General features: G+C 63.8%; 15 protein-coding genes. 6 read left to right on the top strand and 9 right to left on the bottom strand.

Annotation, left to right across the window (positions count from 1 at the left end; translation table 11 throughout):
- Positions 1–3: 3 nt before the first annotated feature.
- From VFV96_08205 to VFV96_08170, 8 genes are all read right to left on the bottom strand, one after another.
- Positions 4–360, bottom strand: coding sequence for a hypothetical protein (locus tag VFV96_08205; GenBank protein HEU5070381.1), 357 nt, complete (start codon positions 358–360; stop codon positions 4–6).
- Positions 357–1,778, bottom strand: coding sequence for a sigma-54 dependent transcriptional regulator (locus tag VFV96_08200; protein HEU5070380.1), 1,422 nt, complete (start codon positions 1,776–1,778; stop codon positions 357–359). Before VFV96_08200 ends, VFV96_08205 begins: the two co-directional genes overlap by 4 nt.
- The gene (locus VFV96_08195; protein HEU5070379.1) at positions 1,775–3,253 is read right to left on the bottom strand and encodes an ATP-binding protein; all 1,479 of its coding nucleotides are present in this window, start codon (positions 3,251–3,253) and stop codon (positions 1,775–1,777) included. Before VFV96_08195 ends, VFV96_08200 begins: the two co-directional genes overlap by 4 nt.
- A gap of 25 nt (positions 3,254–3,278) precedes the next feature.
- Entirely contained in the window at positions 3,279–3,830 is a 552-nt protein-coding gene (locus VFV96_08190; GenBank protein ID HEU5070378.1) for a flavoprotein, read from the bottom strand.
- Positions 3,831–3,838: 8 nt separating this feature from the next.
- On the bottom strand, positions 3,839–4,459 hold the full coding sequence (gene gmk, locus VFV96_08185) for a guanylate kinase (protein HEU5070377.1): 621 nt from the start codon (positions 4,457–4,459) through the stop codon (positions 3,839–3,841).
- A gap of 2 nt (positions 4,460–4,461) precedes the next feature.
- Complete coding sequence (locus tag VFV96_08180) at positions 4,462–5,343, bottom strand: YicC/YloC family endoribonuclease (protein HEU5070376.1); 882 nt, start codon at positions 5,341–5,343, stop codon at positions 4,462–4,464.
- A gap of 104 nt (positions 5,344–5,447) precedes the next feature.
- Complete coding sequence (locus VFV96_08175) at positions 5,448–6,932, bottom strand: FGGY family carbohydrate kinase (GenBank protein HEU5070375.1); 1,485 nt, start codon at positions 6,930–6,932, stop codon at positions 5,448–5,450.
- A gap of 305 nt (positions 6,933–7,237) precedes the next feature.
- A complete protein-coding gene (locus VFV96_08170) occupies positions 7,238–7,813 on the bottom strand; it encodes a peroxiredoxin-like family protein (GenBank protein HEU5070374.1) in 576 nt (191 codons plus the stop codon).
- A gap of 250 nt (positions 7,814–8,063) precedes the next feature.
- On the opposite strand from VFV96_08170, the gene VFV96_08165 reads away from it, so the two are divergent.
- The gene (locus VFV96_08165; GenBank protein ID HEU5070373.1) at positions 8,064–8,636 is read left to right on the top strand and encodes a hypothetical protein; all 573 of its coding nucleotides are present in this window, start codon (positions 8,064–8,066) and stop codon (positions 8,634–8,636) included.
- Between the two features lie 6 nt (positions 8,637–8,642).
- Here the strand turns inward: VFV96_08165 and VFV96_08160 are convergent, their stop codons facing one another.
- Positions 8,643–9,809 (bottom strand): glycoside hydrolase family 88 protein, encoded by a 1,167-nt coding sequence (locus VFV96_08160; GenBank protein HEU5070372.1) that lies wholly within the window; start codon positions 9,807–9,809, stop codon positions 8,643–8,645.
- Between the two features lie 184 nt (positions 9,810–9,993).
- Between VFV96_08160 and VFV96_08155 the strand changes: the two genes are divergently transcribed.
- The 5 genes from VFV96_08155 to VFV96_08135 all read left to right on the top strand — a co-directional run bounded on the left by VFV96_08155 (position 9,994) and on the right by VFV96_08135 (position 13,953).
- Complete coding sequence (locus VFV96_08155) at positions 9,994–10,722, top strand: MotA/TolQ/ExbB proton channel family protein (protein HEU5070371.1); 729 nt, start codon at positions 9,994–9,996, stop codon at positions 10,720–10,722.
- A gap of 93 nt (positions 10,723–10,815) precedes the next feature.
- Positions 10,816–11,235 (top strand): biopolymer transporter ExbD, encoded by a 420-nt coding sequence (locus VFV96_08150; GenBank protein HEU5070370.1) that lies wholly within the window; start codon positions 10,816–10,818, stop codon positions 11,233–11,235.
- On the top strand, positions 11,235–12,140 hold the full coding sequence (locus VFV96_08145) for a TonB family protein (GenBank protein ID HEU5070369.1): 906 nt from the start codon (positions 11,235–11,237) through the stop codon (positions 12,138–12,140). Before VFV96_08150 ends, VFV96_08145 begins: the two co-directional genes overlap by 1 nt.
- A gap of 11 nt (positions 12,141–12,151) precedes the next feature.
- Positions 12,152–13,321 carry a biopolymer transporter Tol gene (locus VFV96_08140; GenBank protein ID HEU5070368.1) on the top strand — a complete coding sequence of 390 codons (1,170 nt, stop codon included), beginning with the start codon at positions 12,152–12,154 and terminating at the stop codon, positions 13,319–13,321.
- Between the two features lie 29 nt (positions 13,322–13,350).
- Positions 13,351–13,953, top strand: a complete 603-nt coding sequence (locus tag VFV96_08135; GenBank protein HEU5070367.1) for an OmpA family protein — start codon at positions 13,351–13,353, stop codon at positions 13,951–13,953.
- Positions 13,954–13,984 lie beyond the last annotated feature (31 nt).

Here is a 13,984-nt window from a genome sequence, read left to right as displayed (position 1 = left end):
GGGTCAGGCGGGCGGGGCCGGTGGTTCCGGCGGCTGGGGCCGAACGGGCGGCAGGCCGCGGGTTTCCGCCAGGGTGGGATTGCGCGGCAAATCCCGGGCGTGCTTCCGGCGGTGCCGGTGGCGCTCGCGTTTGCCATCGTTGGCCGGCTGTTCCCACGTCGCGGAGTGATGCCGGTGATGGTGATGCCGGCGGCGGCCGGGGTCGCGCACAAAGGCCGCCCAGATGAAGACGGCCAGGACAATCAGGGCAAGCAGCAGCAGTGTGATCAGCACGTAGCCGGTTTCGCCCTGCATGTTCAGCCAGAACTTGACCGTGGCGATGGGACCGGAAATCAGGAGGGTGAGGGTGGCGCTGCTCATACGGGTTCAGACTGTCCGGCCGGTGTGATTTCGTCCTCGGCGTCGGTGGCGGAGAGGTTGAGGCGTTGCATCCGGTAACGCAGGGCGTGCCGGCTGAGTTTCAACTGCTCGGCCGTCCGGGTGATGCTGCGCTGATTTCGTTCGAGCATGCTGGCGATGAGTTCGCGTTCGTAGTTGGCAAGGATTTCGTCGAGGGATTCGCCGGCGGGCCGGGGGGCTTCGTTGCGTTGCAGCCGGGCCTCGAGCTGGAAATCGGGGAGGCTCGACGGCTGCACCTCGGCGGACGCCTCCAGAATCAGCGCGCGTTCGATGACATTGCGCAGCTCGCGGACGTTGCCGGGCCAGGCGTGTGCCATCAGTTTCTGTCTCGCGGCGCGGGAGAGCAGACGCACCGAGCGGTTCATGCTGGTGGCGAATTGCAGCAGGAAATGCTCGGCCAGCAGCAGCACATCGTCGCCCCGCTCGCGCAACGGCGGGAGCCGGAACTGGACGACGTTGAGCCGGTGGAACAAATCCTCGCGGAAATCGCCCTTGTGAATCGCCTCGACAATGTTGCGGTTGGTGGCGGCGACGAGCCGCACGTTGACGCGCAATTCCTGGGTTCCCCCCACGCGGGTGAAGCTGCCGTCCTCGAGGAACCGCAGCAGCTTGGCCTGCAAGGGGCGGCTCATGTCCGCAATCTCATCGAGGAAGATCGTGCCGCCGTCAGCCTCCTCCACGCGGCCGCGCTTCTGTTTGAGCGCGCCGGTGAACGCCCCCCTTTCGTGGCCGAACAACTCGCTCTCGAGGAGCGTTTCGGGAATGGCGGCGCAGTTGATGCGAACGTAGTTCCGGTCGCGCCGCTCGCTCAGGCTGTGCAGGGCGCCGGCCACGAGTTCCTTGCCGGTCCCGCTTTCGCCGAGCACCAGCACGCGGGCGTCGGTCTTCGCGACCGTTTGAATCAACTGCCGCAGCTCGCGCATCTTCGGGCATTCGCCGACGATCTGGTCCAGGCGGTAAACCTCGGAGGCGCGTGCGCGCAGCGAGGCGTTCTCCTTCAGCAAACGATGCCGCTCGGCGCAGCGTCCGACGGCGTGGAGCAGTTCCTCCGGAGCGAACGGTTTGGGCAGGTAATCAATGGCGCCCGCCTGAATGGCCTCCACCGCGTGCTTGGGCGTGGCGTAGGCGGTGATCATCAGCGTGGGCAGATTCGGCCACTGGGCGCGGAGCTTGGCGAGCAGTTCGTAACCCGTCATCCCACCGAGCCGGGCGTCGGTGATGACCATGAACACCTCCTCGTGTTCCAGCAGCCGGAGCGCGGCTTCTGCGGATTCCACCGTTCGCACGGAATAATCATCGTCCTCCAGCATGTTCGTCAGCGTCTGACGCATGTTCTTCTCGTCATCGACGATCAGGATGGGAGGCAGGGCGTTGCTCATGAACCGAATTTGACGGATGCTTTCGCGGGGAATACTAGGACGAAGCGGGTGCCTTTTCCAAGCTCCGACTCCGCGCGCACCGTGCCGCCGTAAAGTTCGACGTTGTTTTTGACGATGGCCAGCCCCAGGCCGGTGCCCCGCTCCTTGGTGGTGAAATACGCCTCGAAAATGCGGGCCAGTTGCTCGGCGGCGATGCCCGGACCATTGTCGGCCACGATGATTTCCACCGACTGGTCGCGGCGCACGCGGGTGGAGACGGTGATGGCGCCGCGCAACCCCAGCGCTTCGCGGGCGTTTTGCAGCAGGTTCAGCAGAATCTCGGAAAAATGCCGCCGCTGCATCAGCAACGGCGGAAAGGGCGGCTGCAAATCGAGCGTCACGGAAATGCCCAACGTCAGTCCCGGCGGAAACATCTGGGACACGGCCCCGCGGATCTCCGCTTCGAGATCGAGTTTTTCCACGCGGCCTTCCGTGAGCTGCGAGTAGCCCATCACCTGCGTGATGATGCGGTCGGCGCGGTCCACCTCCTCCCGGATGATGCGCAAATGCTGCTGCGGATTGCCCTTGCCGGTTTTCAAGCCGCGTTCGAGCGAAAAGACCGCGTTGTTGACGATGGCCAGCGGGTTTTTGATCTGGTGAGCGAACTCGGCGGCCAGCCGGCCCGCGGAACGCAATTGGTTTTCCCGCGCGGCGAACTCGCGCGCCTCCTCCGAGGCGAGCCGTTGTTTTTCCAGCAGCACCTGGATGGCGTAAAACCACACGCTGGTCAGCAGGAGCACGATGACGCGGATGATGACCGGCTCGGTGGCGCCTTCACTGTCATCCTCAGCCGACAGAAATGTCTCCGGACTGGTGGTCTCGACCGGGCTGATGTGGCCCGGTTGACCGGCTTCGTGCGCGAGGCTGCGGCGCGTGTGCGGCACCGGCGTGCCGTAGAGTTCCTCGGCGATTTGTGCGTTGAGCGAGAAGGTCAGCGAGCAGGCCGTGGCAAAGCAGGCGCAGATGCAGACGTTCAGGGCGAGTTGCGACCACACGGGCGGGTGGCTGGCGGCGTTGCGGATGATCAACACTGCAAACAGCCAGAACAACGGACTGTCGAAGCCCCCGCTGACGATGGTCAGTGCCCCGACAAAAATGCCGTCCGAAAGGCTGAGGGCAAACACGGACCATTGCACCAGCGGGAAGGGCAGGCGCCGGGCCAGCAGCAAAATGGCTGCGCCGACCACGTTGAGGGCGATGTAGGCCGCAAAAATCGCATTGACGGTCGTCACCGTGATGTCCAGCGAGCCCAGCGGAATGCCGAACCATGGCGACTGATGGAGAAAATAAAGGATGATGCCGATCGCAAAGACTTTGAGCGGCAGGACCAGGTTGCGCTCGACCGATTCAACCCGCCGCAGCCGCCGGGGAATTTCCGGAGCGGGAATCTCCAGGGAGCGGAGCAGTTGACTGAGCCATCGGGCCTGGGTGGTCATGACAAAACGGCCGGGCCGGCGCGCGTCAGCCCGGGAGCAGTTGCTTCACACGGTCGGCAATGCCTTCCACCGGCCAGAGCCGGCCAATGCCCTCGTAGCCGCACGAAAGCAGACCTTCCTCCGGACCAATGAATTCCACCCCGCGGGCCTTGAGCCTGCCGACGTTCAACTGGGTGGCGGGGTGCAGCCACATTTTTCCGTTCATGGCCGGGGCCACCAGCACGCGCGCCTTGGGATTCAGCGCCAGCGCAATGCAGCTCAGCGCGTCGTCCGCGATGCCGTGGGCCAGCTTGGCGATGAGGTTGGCCGTGGCCGGGGCAATCAGCAGCAGGTCGGCGGCGTCGGCGAGTTCGATGTGCTGCGGCTTCCAGCCCTCGGCTTCATCGTAGAGGTCCGTGACGACCGGGTGGCGCGAAAGCGTTTTGAATGGCAGCGGGGTGATGAAGCGCTGCGCGTCGGCGGTCATGACCACGTGCACCGCGTAACCGTCCTTCGTCAGGCGGCTGGTCAGGTCCGCGGCCCGGTGGGCGGCGATGCTGCCGGTCACTCCCAGAACAATTGTCTTGGCGGCGTTCATGTTCGATCTCAGATGGCGGGCGCCGGGCTGCGGAGGCACCGCATTTTTTCCGACTCGATGATGGCCAGCGCGTGCTGCCGGTCCAGTTCCACGGTATTCGTGATGATGAGATAGTCAAAGTGGCGCCAGGCCTTGATTTCCCGTTTGGCGGCGCGCAACCGGCGGGCGATGACCTTTTCGGAATCCGTGCCTCGTTTGCGCAGCCGCTGGGCAAGCAGTGCGAGCGAGGGCGGCGACAGAAAGATGGTGACCAGCGAGCGCTGGACCTCGGGATCCCGGGCCGCGATGCCGCGGATGGTGGCGGCGCCCTGCACGTCCACGTTGACGAGCACGTCCGTCCCCGCCCGGAGTTTCTTGATCACCTCCGCGCGCAGCAGACCGTAATCATAACCATACACCCGGGCGTGTTCGATGAATTTGCCGGCGGCAAGCAGCCGGGCGAAGCGCTCGGGGGTGAGGAAATAATAATCCACGCCGTCCTGTTCGTCCGGCCGCGGGGGGCGCGTGGTGCAGGTGACGGCGCGCTGCATGTCGGGGCGCGCCGCCAGCACTTCGCGGACCAGCGTGGTCTTCCCGGCGCCGGACGCGGCGGAAACCAGCACGAGCAGCGGAATTTTTTTGCGCGCCATGGTTATTCAACATTCATGGCCTGTTCGCGGAATTTTTCGAGTTCCGCCTTCAACGTGACCACCGCGCGCGAAATCAGCGCGTCGTTGGCCTTCGAGCCGATCGTGTTGATCTCGCGGTTGATTTCCTGGGCCAGGAAATCCAGCGTGCGGCCGACGGGCTCCTTGGCGCGCGTGAGTTCGTCGAATTGTTGAAAATGGCTCTGCAGGCGCGTCAACTCCTCGGAAATGTCCGACCGGTCGGCAAACAGCACCACCTCCTTGAGCAGTCGTTCGTCGTCGGTGTTGATGTTTTCCAGCCCTGCGGCGCGAATGCGTTCGAGCAGGGCGGTGCGGTAGCGTTCCGCCACCTGCGGCGCGTTTTGCCGCACTTCCTCCACCGCGGCGCGCATGACCGTGATGCGGTGGGTGAGGTCCTTGGCGAGGTGCGTGCCTTCGCGGGCGCGCATCTTCAGCAGGGCGGCCAGTGCCTTGTTCAGCGCGGTTTCCACGGCTGGCCAGAAATCCTCCTCCCCGGCCAGTTCTTCATCCGTCTGAAAAACGCCCGGCGCGCGCACGAGCTGGTCCAGCGTGACCTCGTCCTTCAGTTTCAACTGCCGGGCCAGGGCGGAGAGTTCCTTGGCGTAGGCGCGGGCGAGTTCGGGATTGAGGTGCATGCGGGCCGAGTTCCGGCCCCGGGCGGTGTGAATGCTCACGCGCACGTTCACCCGGCCGCGGGCAACGGCGTGGTTGATGGTGTCGCGTATGCGGCCTTCAAGCACCTCAAGTTCGCGGGGCAGGTTCAGGGAAATCTCCGCCTGCTTGCGGTTTACGGAACTCAATTCCACCGTGATTTTGAAGCCGTCCTGAGAGCACTCGCCGCGCCCATAACCCGTCATTGAATTCATGCGGTGCCATAGTGGGGAAACCCACGCTGGCAGGCGAACCATTTTTACATCCGGCCGCGGCCCGTCCGGCGGGCCGCGCGCCCGGCGTTGGCAACGAATTGAAGTTAAGCGGGAACGGCTTCCGCCGGGGCGGCTGCAAGCTGCAGAAAGCGTTCATAGGCGGGTGCCCAGATGGCGGCCGGGTGGGGGAGCACGCTCGGCCACTTGAACGATTGCTGCACCAACTGGCGCGCTTCGTAGAGGGAATGGATGCGGCCCATGGCGAGCGCCTGCACGACCACGTTGCCAATGGCCGCCGTTTCAGCGGGCGCCACGACGACGGGGAGCTGCAACGCATTGGCGATGAAATGGTGCAACATGCTGTTGTTGGAGTCGCTCAACAATTGCACCTGCGTGAACTCACGGCCGGTGAGTTGCACAAGCGAGTCCAGTGCGCGGCGCTGGGCCAGGGCAAGGCTCTCCATCAGACAGCGGACGATGGGACCCGGTTTGCGCGGCACCGTCTGGCCGGTGTCCCGGCAGAACCCCTGAATCTTGGCGAGCAGATCGTTGCTGGTGGCAAAGCGCGGGTCGGCTGGGTTGATCAACGACTCCAAGGGCGGTGCGGAGGCCGCCAGATAGGCCAGCGCACCGTCATCCAGCCCGGGATCGGTTTCCGCCAGGATCCGCCGGCACTCCTCCAGCAGCGCGAGTCCGGCGGTTTCGAGGTGACCATACACGGCGCCGCCATGACCGAGCGTATGGCTGAAGCGGGCTTCGCAACTGGCTTCATTGATGAAGGGCGCCCCGAGTTCGGTGCCGAGGACCGCTTCCCGGCCCAGGCGCAGGAAGGCCCACGATTCCCCCTCCGGCACCGGCAGGCCGACCAGCGACGCCGCCAGCGCGTTGGAGCAGGAGGCGACCACCTGGGTGTCCTCCAGCCGCGTGGCCTGGACGAGTTCCGGCCGCAGCGGCTTCAAGCGCGTTCCCGCCGCGAGCAGCGAGGGCAGCAACTTGGCGCGCACGCCGACGAGATTCAGCAGACGGTCCGACCAGTCGCGGGTGGTTGGATTGTAAAGCTGACTCGCCGCCGCCGATGAAATTTCCACGCCCGGCACGCCGCCGAGCAGATAGTTGAACCCATCCGCGACGGGCATCAAATGGTCTGCGCGTTTGAGCGTCTTGGGCTTTTCGGCGGCCAGTTGATAAAGCGTGCTTCGGCTGGAATCCCGGAGGCCGGTCTCGGCGTAGAGGGATTCCCACGACAGCTTCTTCAGCACCTCGCGGCGGCCTTCCGCGGTGCGCGGATCGCCGTGGTGATGCGTGGGCGGAATGAACGACGCGTCGGCGTGAAACAACAAATAGTCGCCCGTCCAGCTGTGACAGCTGATGGCATCCACCGGCTCTTCGTAGGCGCCAATCTCGCGCAGGCCGACCAGCGTCTCCTGATACATCTGCGCGATGTCCCACAGCACGGCGTCCTTCTCGCGGAGCGGCACGTTGGCGAAGCGGTGCACTTCGCTGATGTTCAGCCGGTCCTTGTGCAACGTGCCCAGCATGACACGGCCGCGTTCCTCTCCGAAGTCACAAGCAATAAAAAGACGACTCATAATGAACTTCGCATGTGCAGAAGTTGTGCCTGAATCCTTCGGACGCAGGAGAATCCAAAGAATGAGAAACGGCGGGGCTGGCGCGGTCATGCGCCGCCCGGCAATCCGGGCCCGCCGCCGTCACCACCGCCGGCGTGTCTCAAAAGAAAACAAACCGTGTGCCGTTCTTGGGAGCCGCGCCGTTCTGGCGAGGGGGAGCCGCCGTTGGGGCGGTTAATGCCGCACTTGGCGGCGGCTCCGTGGCTTGATTCGAGTCACGCGCCGGTCGGGTTGGCACGCCGGCCGGGCCGCGTGTTGCGTGGAGGTTATTTGATGTGGTCGAGCGCCTTGAGCACTTCGGCCGGGCTGGAGCGGTCGCCGTGCGAGTGGCTGATCCGCGCGAACCGCACCTTGCCGGCGGTGTCGAGGATGAAGGTGGCGGGATAGGCGGTTTCGGCGGGTGCGTTCCACCGCAATCCGTAAGCCTTCGTGAAGGCGTAATCCGGGTCCGTCACGAAGAGAAACTCCTTCGGCCATTGTTTGTCATGCAGGAATTCCTCGGCGTGTTCCTTGAGTTTGTCGGCGGGACCGGGATAGACCATCAGCACCTGGGCTTTGCCGGTGAAACCCGCGGCCTCGGTGACGTATTGGTGCACCTGCTTGGTGCAGATGGGGCATTGATACCCGGGCCAGCCGCGCAAAAGGACCAGCACCACCGGCTGTTTGGCCGTCAACGCCGCCAAGGCCACCGGCTGGCCCGTGAGCGTCTTGAGGGTGAACGTCGGTGCCGGGTCGCCCACCTTGGGCGGCGTTGCGGGCGTCTCTGCGGCCAACCGAACGGCCGGGAGCAGGCACGAGACGGAAAGCAAAGCAAACCAGCGGGCGGATGTTTTTGTGATCATGAATTTGACAGTATGGTTCAACGCTCCTTGGTCGGGCCCGCCGGTCAAACCTTACACGGGAATTCACGCGCCACGGCTGGCTTCACCTTGAATGGGCGGTCACCGGCCGACGTCGGTTCAGATGATGCCGAATGCGATTGACCATCGGTCAAACGTGCGTCGCTTGCCGCCCGGGTTTCCCTTCGTTCCCGGAGCCGGACAGGGGAGCCGCCGGCGGAAGTGGGGCATGCAAATCAACCGGCAACCTGTTATGAAAACATGCAAACTGATCCTCATTCTGACGGGGGGTGGTCTGTTGACGTCGGGGGCGGAGGCGCAAACCGTCATGACCAACCTCTACTTCCCGCCGCCGGCCACCAGGCTGGAAGCGGTGGAAGCCACGGTGGGCAACATCGTCATCAAAGGCCGGACCGAAGTGGGCAGCGTCACCGCGGGGCCGGCCGTGATTACGGTCTTCTGCAAGGAGGACATCGTAGGCGACAGCAAAGAGCATGGGCTGCTCGTCAGCGTCAAAACCAGCGAGCCAGCGGAGACGAGGGCGCTGGTGGACTACGACGAACTGGAATCCTTGACGCACGCACTCGACTACCTGAGCCGGATTGACTGGTCGGTGACGTCGATGGGGAGCTTCGACGCCAGCTACACGACGAAGGCCGGTTTGCGGGTGGATTCCTTCAGCAGCCGGCGCTCAGGCAAAATCGAGTTTGCGTTGCGCACCGGCCAGATGACCCGCGGGATTGTCTTGGCGCCCGAGCAACTGGCCCAAATTCGCTCATTGGTCGAGCAGGCCAAACGCAAGCTGGACGATTTGCGGAAGACGTGATGCCGCTCAGCGCAGCAACGCGCTGGCCGTCCAGAGCATGGGCGCCTGGCCGTGCAAGTCGCCGGTCGTGCGCGGGCGGTCGAGATAGTATTGCTCGCTCTGTCCCTTGTTCGTGCCGACGCACACGTCCCGGATTTTGGCGTTCGCGTCGAGATACCCCACCAGCGTAATCCACGATTTGCGCGCGGCCGGGCCGTAGGTTTTCGCGTCCAGCCAGCCGTTCTTCACGCCGGTCACCAGGGCGAAGGTGAACATCGCCGAGCCGGACGTTTCCGGCCACGACCCGGGTTTGTCGATCAATTGGTGCCACATGCCGTTCGGGTCCTGGTTGGCGAGCAACGCGGCCATCATCTTGCGGTAGCCGGCGAGAATGCGGGCACGGTGTGGATGGTTCGCCGGGAGTGAGCGCAGCAGTTCCGCCGAGCCGGCGGCCATCCAGCCGTTGCCGCGGCCCCAGTAAAACGGCGCGTTGGTGCCGTGGAAGAACAGTCCGTTCGGCTGCTGAAGCTTGTCGAAGTAGGCCGCCATCGCAAGCGCGGCGCGGTCGAGGTATTTGGTGTCGCCGGTCGCGCGGAAGGCCTGCACTTGCACGGCCGGGATCATATACATGTCATCGATCCAATACCGTGCCTCGGCCGTGATGCCGTCTGGCGTGGTCTTCGCCCATTGCGCGTCGGCCAGTTTCAGCCCGATGTCCAGATACCGCCGGTCCTTGGTCTGCTGGTAAATCTCCAGCGGCACGATGCCAAACACGCGGTAATCCACGTGCGCCACGGGGTTGATGTGCTGGGCGCCGTCGGGCGTCAGGATGAAATCAAACTTTCGGACCAGCTCCGCCTGGAGATTGGTATCGCCGGTAAGCTGCGCAACCGTTAGCGCGCCGTAACCCGCGCAGGCCTCAGGATAGATGATGAACTGGCGTTTCGGGTTGGTCTCAAAGTCGAACTTGCGGGCGAGGAAGTTTTCCGCCACGCGGCGCCCGACGACGGCGGGCGCGGTGCCGTCCGGCCAGTGTGAGAAATATGTCTGCGCCCCGGGCCGGGTCGCGGCACAACCCGTGATCAACCCAGCCGCAGCCGGAACGGCCAGCCAAAGAGATTTCATCCGGCGGACGATGCCGGGCGAGCGGGCGGGGATCAATGGGATTTTTGCCAGCCGGACGATTGTGTTCACGCGATCCTCGACACGGCGCGTTCCGGTGAATAATTTTCCGCCAGAAATTGCTTGGCAATTTCCGGGAATGAGGCATAGAAAGTCCCGGGATTATTTTTGGGGTGGCCGATAGTTATTTTTGCCGAAACCGCCTGGGCGCTTCCTTCCTCACGACCAAGCTGTAGGTGTATCCCTTTTGCATGGAATGAACGCGCTATTCTTTTTTGCTGCCGCTGGCAGCGGGTCCGGACAGCTGGAGCTGGTCTATGTTTGGGACCAGGCCCGCCCCGAGGCCAAGGCCATCATTGTCTGCCTCGCCATCTTCTCGGTGATGGCGTGGTCGGTGATGATCCGCAAAGCCATCCAAATGCGCCGCGCCAAACGGCTCAACAACCTGTTCACCAACGAATTTCGCAACCAGCCGCACGTGCTGGATTTGTTTGACCGCCGGCTGCAAGTCGATGCCTGCCCGTTGTTTGTGGTTTATCAGTCGGGCAGCCGCGAACTGGATGCCCGGTTGCGCAGCGGCGCCCCTGAAGCCCGCAAAACCGCCGTTTCCCTCAAGAGCGCGGAGCACGTAAAGCGCTCGCTCGAAAACGCCGTGGCGCAGGAATCCCTCAAGCTCGAATCCGGCCTGATCCTCCTCGCCATTGCCGTCAGCGGCGGGCCGTTCCTCGGTCTGCTCGGCACGGTGTGGGGCGTCATGAGCACCTTCGCGGGCATTGCGCAGTCCGGCAGCGCCACGCTTACGGCCATGGCACCGGGCGTTTCGGCGGCGCTGGTCACGACCGTGGCCGGCCTGCTCGTCGCCATTCCCTCGATGTTTGCCTATAACTATCTCGTTCACAACCTGCGCGTCCTGACGGTCGAACTGGACAACTTTGCGCAGGAACTCATCTCCAAGATGGAAACGGAGTATCTGGCCGATGAGTAATGCCCGGCGCCAGGTGTCCGGTGTGCGGCGCGCCCTGCTCGGGTGGGCGGCCGTTCATGCCGCCCTTCGCGTGCCGCGCTCCGCATTTTAGTCATGCGCCGCTTCTCCCAACGCAGTCATCTGGTGACGTTGAACGAAATCAACATCACGCCGCTGCTCGACCTGGCGTTCGTGTTGTTGATCATCTTCGTCATCACCACGCCGTTGCTGGAGCAGGGGTTGGATCTCAAACTGGCCAAGGGTGGCACGCCGAGCAAGCCCATCACCCCGAACGATATTCGGACCGTCGAAATTGCGCCCAACGGCGCCCTCATGCTGGACCGCCGGCCGATGAACCTCGATCTGATGGAGAAATGGCTGGTGTATTACTCGAAGGTGAACCCCAACACCGTTGTTTACATCCGCGCGGATGAAAACGGCCGCAACAAGGATTTGTATGCGGTCATTGACCGCTGTCAGCGCAACGGCATCACGCGCTTCTCGTTGCGCACCGAACCGGAGGGCCGCCGCTGATGGATCGCCTCGCCAAAAAATGCGTCCTCGCATCCGGCCTCCTGCACGGCACGCTGGTGCTCGTGTTGCTGGTGGGGCCGGCTTTCCTGCGCTCCAACGAAACCGTGGAGACCAAGCAGGTCATTGATTTTATTCCGTTCAAGACGCTGCAACAGGATATTACCGGCGGCGGTAATCCCAATGTGGCGCAGGTGATTCCGCCGCCGGCCGCTCAAGCCCGTCCGGAAGCACGGCCACAGCCGCAGCCCGCAAAACCTGAGCCGCAGCCGGAGCGTCGGCCCGATCCGGCCCCCGTAAAACCCAAGCCGGTGCCGGAAGCCAGGCCGGAACCGAAGGCGGAACCGCGCAACGACAAACCCGATCCGGATTCGTTGGAAGCCACGCCCAAGCGCCACAAGCCGGTGGTGAATTTGAAACCAGTGGTTCGCAAGTCGGACAGCTCGACGTCAGCCGCTGAGGCGGCCGCCCAACGTGCTCAGGAACGCGCCCAAGAACGCGCCGCGGCTGAGCGGTTGAGCCGCACGTTGGACAATGCGATCAGCAGCATTCGTGAAGGAGCCTCTGGGAGCGTGCAGATCAGCGATTTGCCCGGTCCCGGTGGCGGCGGCATCCCTTACGCCGGTTTCAATCAGGCCTTGATCAGCGCCTACATGCGGGCGTGGCTGGTGCCGGCGGACGTGGCCAAACTGAATGTCAAAGTGGTGGCGGTCATCACGCTCCGGCGTGACGGCACGGTCATCTCGTCGCGTATTGAACGCGCGTCCGGCAATTCCGATCTGAACGAGTCGGTGCGACAGGCGCTGGACAAGGTTTCCTACGTCGCGCCGTTTCCGGACAACGTCAAGGACACGCAAAAGACCTTCTGGCTCGAATTCGATCCCCGAGCCCGGGCCATGATGGGATAAATTTGAAATCTATGATGAAAAAACTTCTCGCACTGTTTGTAACCCTGGCCGTGGCTGGCGCGGTTGGCCGGGCTCAGGATGCCGTGGTCATTCACCCGGGCGGGTTCAAGGCGCCGGGCACCACGCCGCCGATCAAGATCAACATCGCCGGCTTCAACAGCGAAGTCAGTTCGGTGTTGAATTTCGACCTCTACGTGATGGGCTTCATCAACGTGGCGGCGGATCAGGCGCAGTATCTGATTTCCGGCACCGCCAGTCCGAACGTCCAGGGCACGGCGACCGACCGCTTCAACAAGCAGGTGCTCCTCAACAAGGCCTACACCGGCGGCACGCTGCGGCGACAGGCCCACGCGCTGGCCGACGACCTCGCCTTCGCCCTGAGCGGCAGCAAGGGCATCGCGCTGACCAAGATCGCCTTCAAGGTGGACACCGGCGCAGACAGCGAGATTTATATGGCCGACTTCGACGGCCACAACGCCCAGCAGGTTACGCGCGACAACAGCATCGTCGCCGCGCCCACGTGGGTTCCGGGCAAGCTGGAACTGTGCTATACGAGCTACCGGCTCGGCAATCCCGACATCTTCCGGCACGACCTGCTCACCGGCACCCGCGCCACCATTGCGCGCTACTCCGGCTTGAACACGGCCGCTGCCGTGTCGCCCGACGGCCGCCGCGTCGCGATGATCCTCAGCAAAAGCGGCAGTCCAGACGTTTATGTCTGCAATCTCGACGGCAGCGGGCTGAAGCAGTTGACGCACACCCGGGAGGACGAGTCCTCGCCGTGCTGGTCGCCGGACGGCCGGTGGATTTGCTACGCCTCCAAGCACAATGGCATTCGCGGGCTCTACAAGATTTCGGCCGACGGCGGCTCGCCCGAGCGCATCATCACCCGCGGGGTCTCCAGTCCGAGCGAACCGGACTGGTCGCCGGACGGCAAGTGGATCGTCTTTACCTCGCAAATGGGTGACTTCCAGATCTGCGTGGTCCCCGCCGAAGGCGGGCAGACGACGGTGCTCGTTTCGGGCGAGGATCCGTCCTGGGCGCCCAACTCGCGCACGGTGGTCTTCGCCCGGCGCGGCGGCGGTGCGCGCCACCTGTCTTTGCTTGACGTGCCTACGAAACAAGTCAAGGATGCCGCCCGAATTTCGGGCAACAACTCACAACCCAGTTGGGCCAAATAACGGCCCTGCCCAAAGGAAAGTCTGATACCATGAAGCTCATTAAATTGTCCGCCCTGCTGGTGCTCGCACTGGCCATGACCGTTGCCGCCACCGGGTGCAAAAAACACCCGGGCCAGGTGACACCGCTCCCGGGTCAACGCACCGGCCTGCCCGGCAACGAAGGGCCGGTTGTCGATAACACCACCGGCCTCAAGCCCAACGGCTCGGATGTCAGCAGCACGACGGGAAACAATGGGGAGATTCCGACGAGCGCGACTTGGAACCCGGAGGACATGAACCAGGATCGCACCATATTTGAGGCTGACACGGTTTATTTTGCCTTTGACAGCTCGGCGGTCCGCTCGGGCGAGGAAAGCAAGGTGAGCGCAGTGGCTTCAGCGCTCCAAAGCACCCCGTCGCTCTATCTGCTCATCGAAGGTCACTGCGACGAACGTGGCACCGAGGAATACAACCGCTCGCTGGGTGAGCGCCGCGCCCTTTCGCTGCGTGAAGACCTGGTCAAGGCCGGCATCAGTCCGGAACGCATCCGCACCATCAGCTACGGTGAGGATCGGCCGGCGGTTCAGGGTCACAACGAAGCGGCGTGGAGCAAGAACCGGCGCGGCGTGTTCGTCGCCTGCACGCCCAAGTAAGTTTCGCCTTTCCTTTGCAGCGCGCTTCCGC

It is taken from the genome of Verrucomicrobiia bacterium, assembly GCA_035765895.1.
Taxonomy (GTDB): domain Bacteria; phylum Verrucomicrobiota; class Verrucomicrobiia; order Limisphaerales; family DSYF01; genus DSYF01.
Note: the sequence above shows the minus strand (reverse complement) of the source record. Positions and strands in the feature narration are given on the sequence as shown.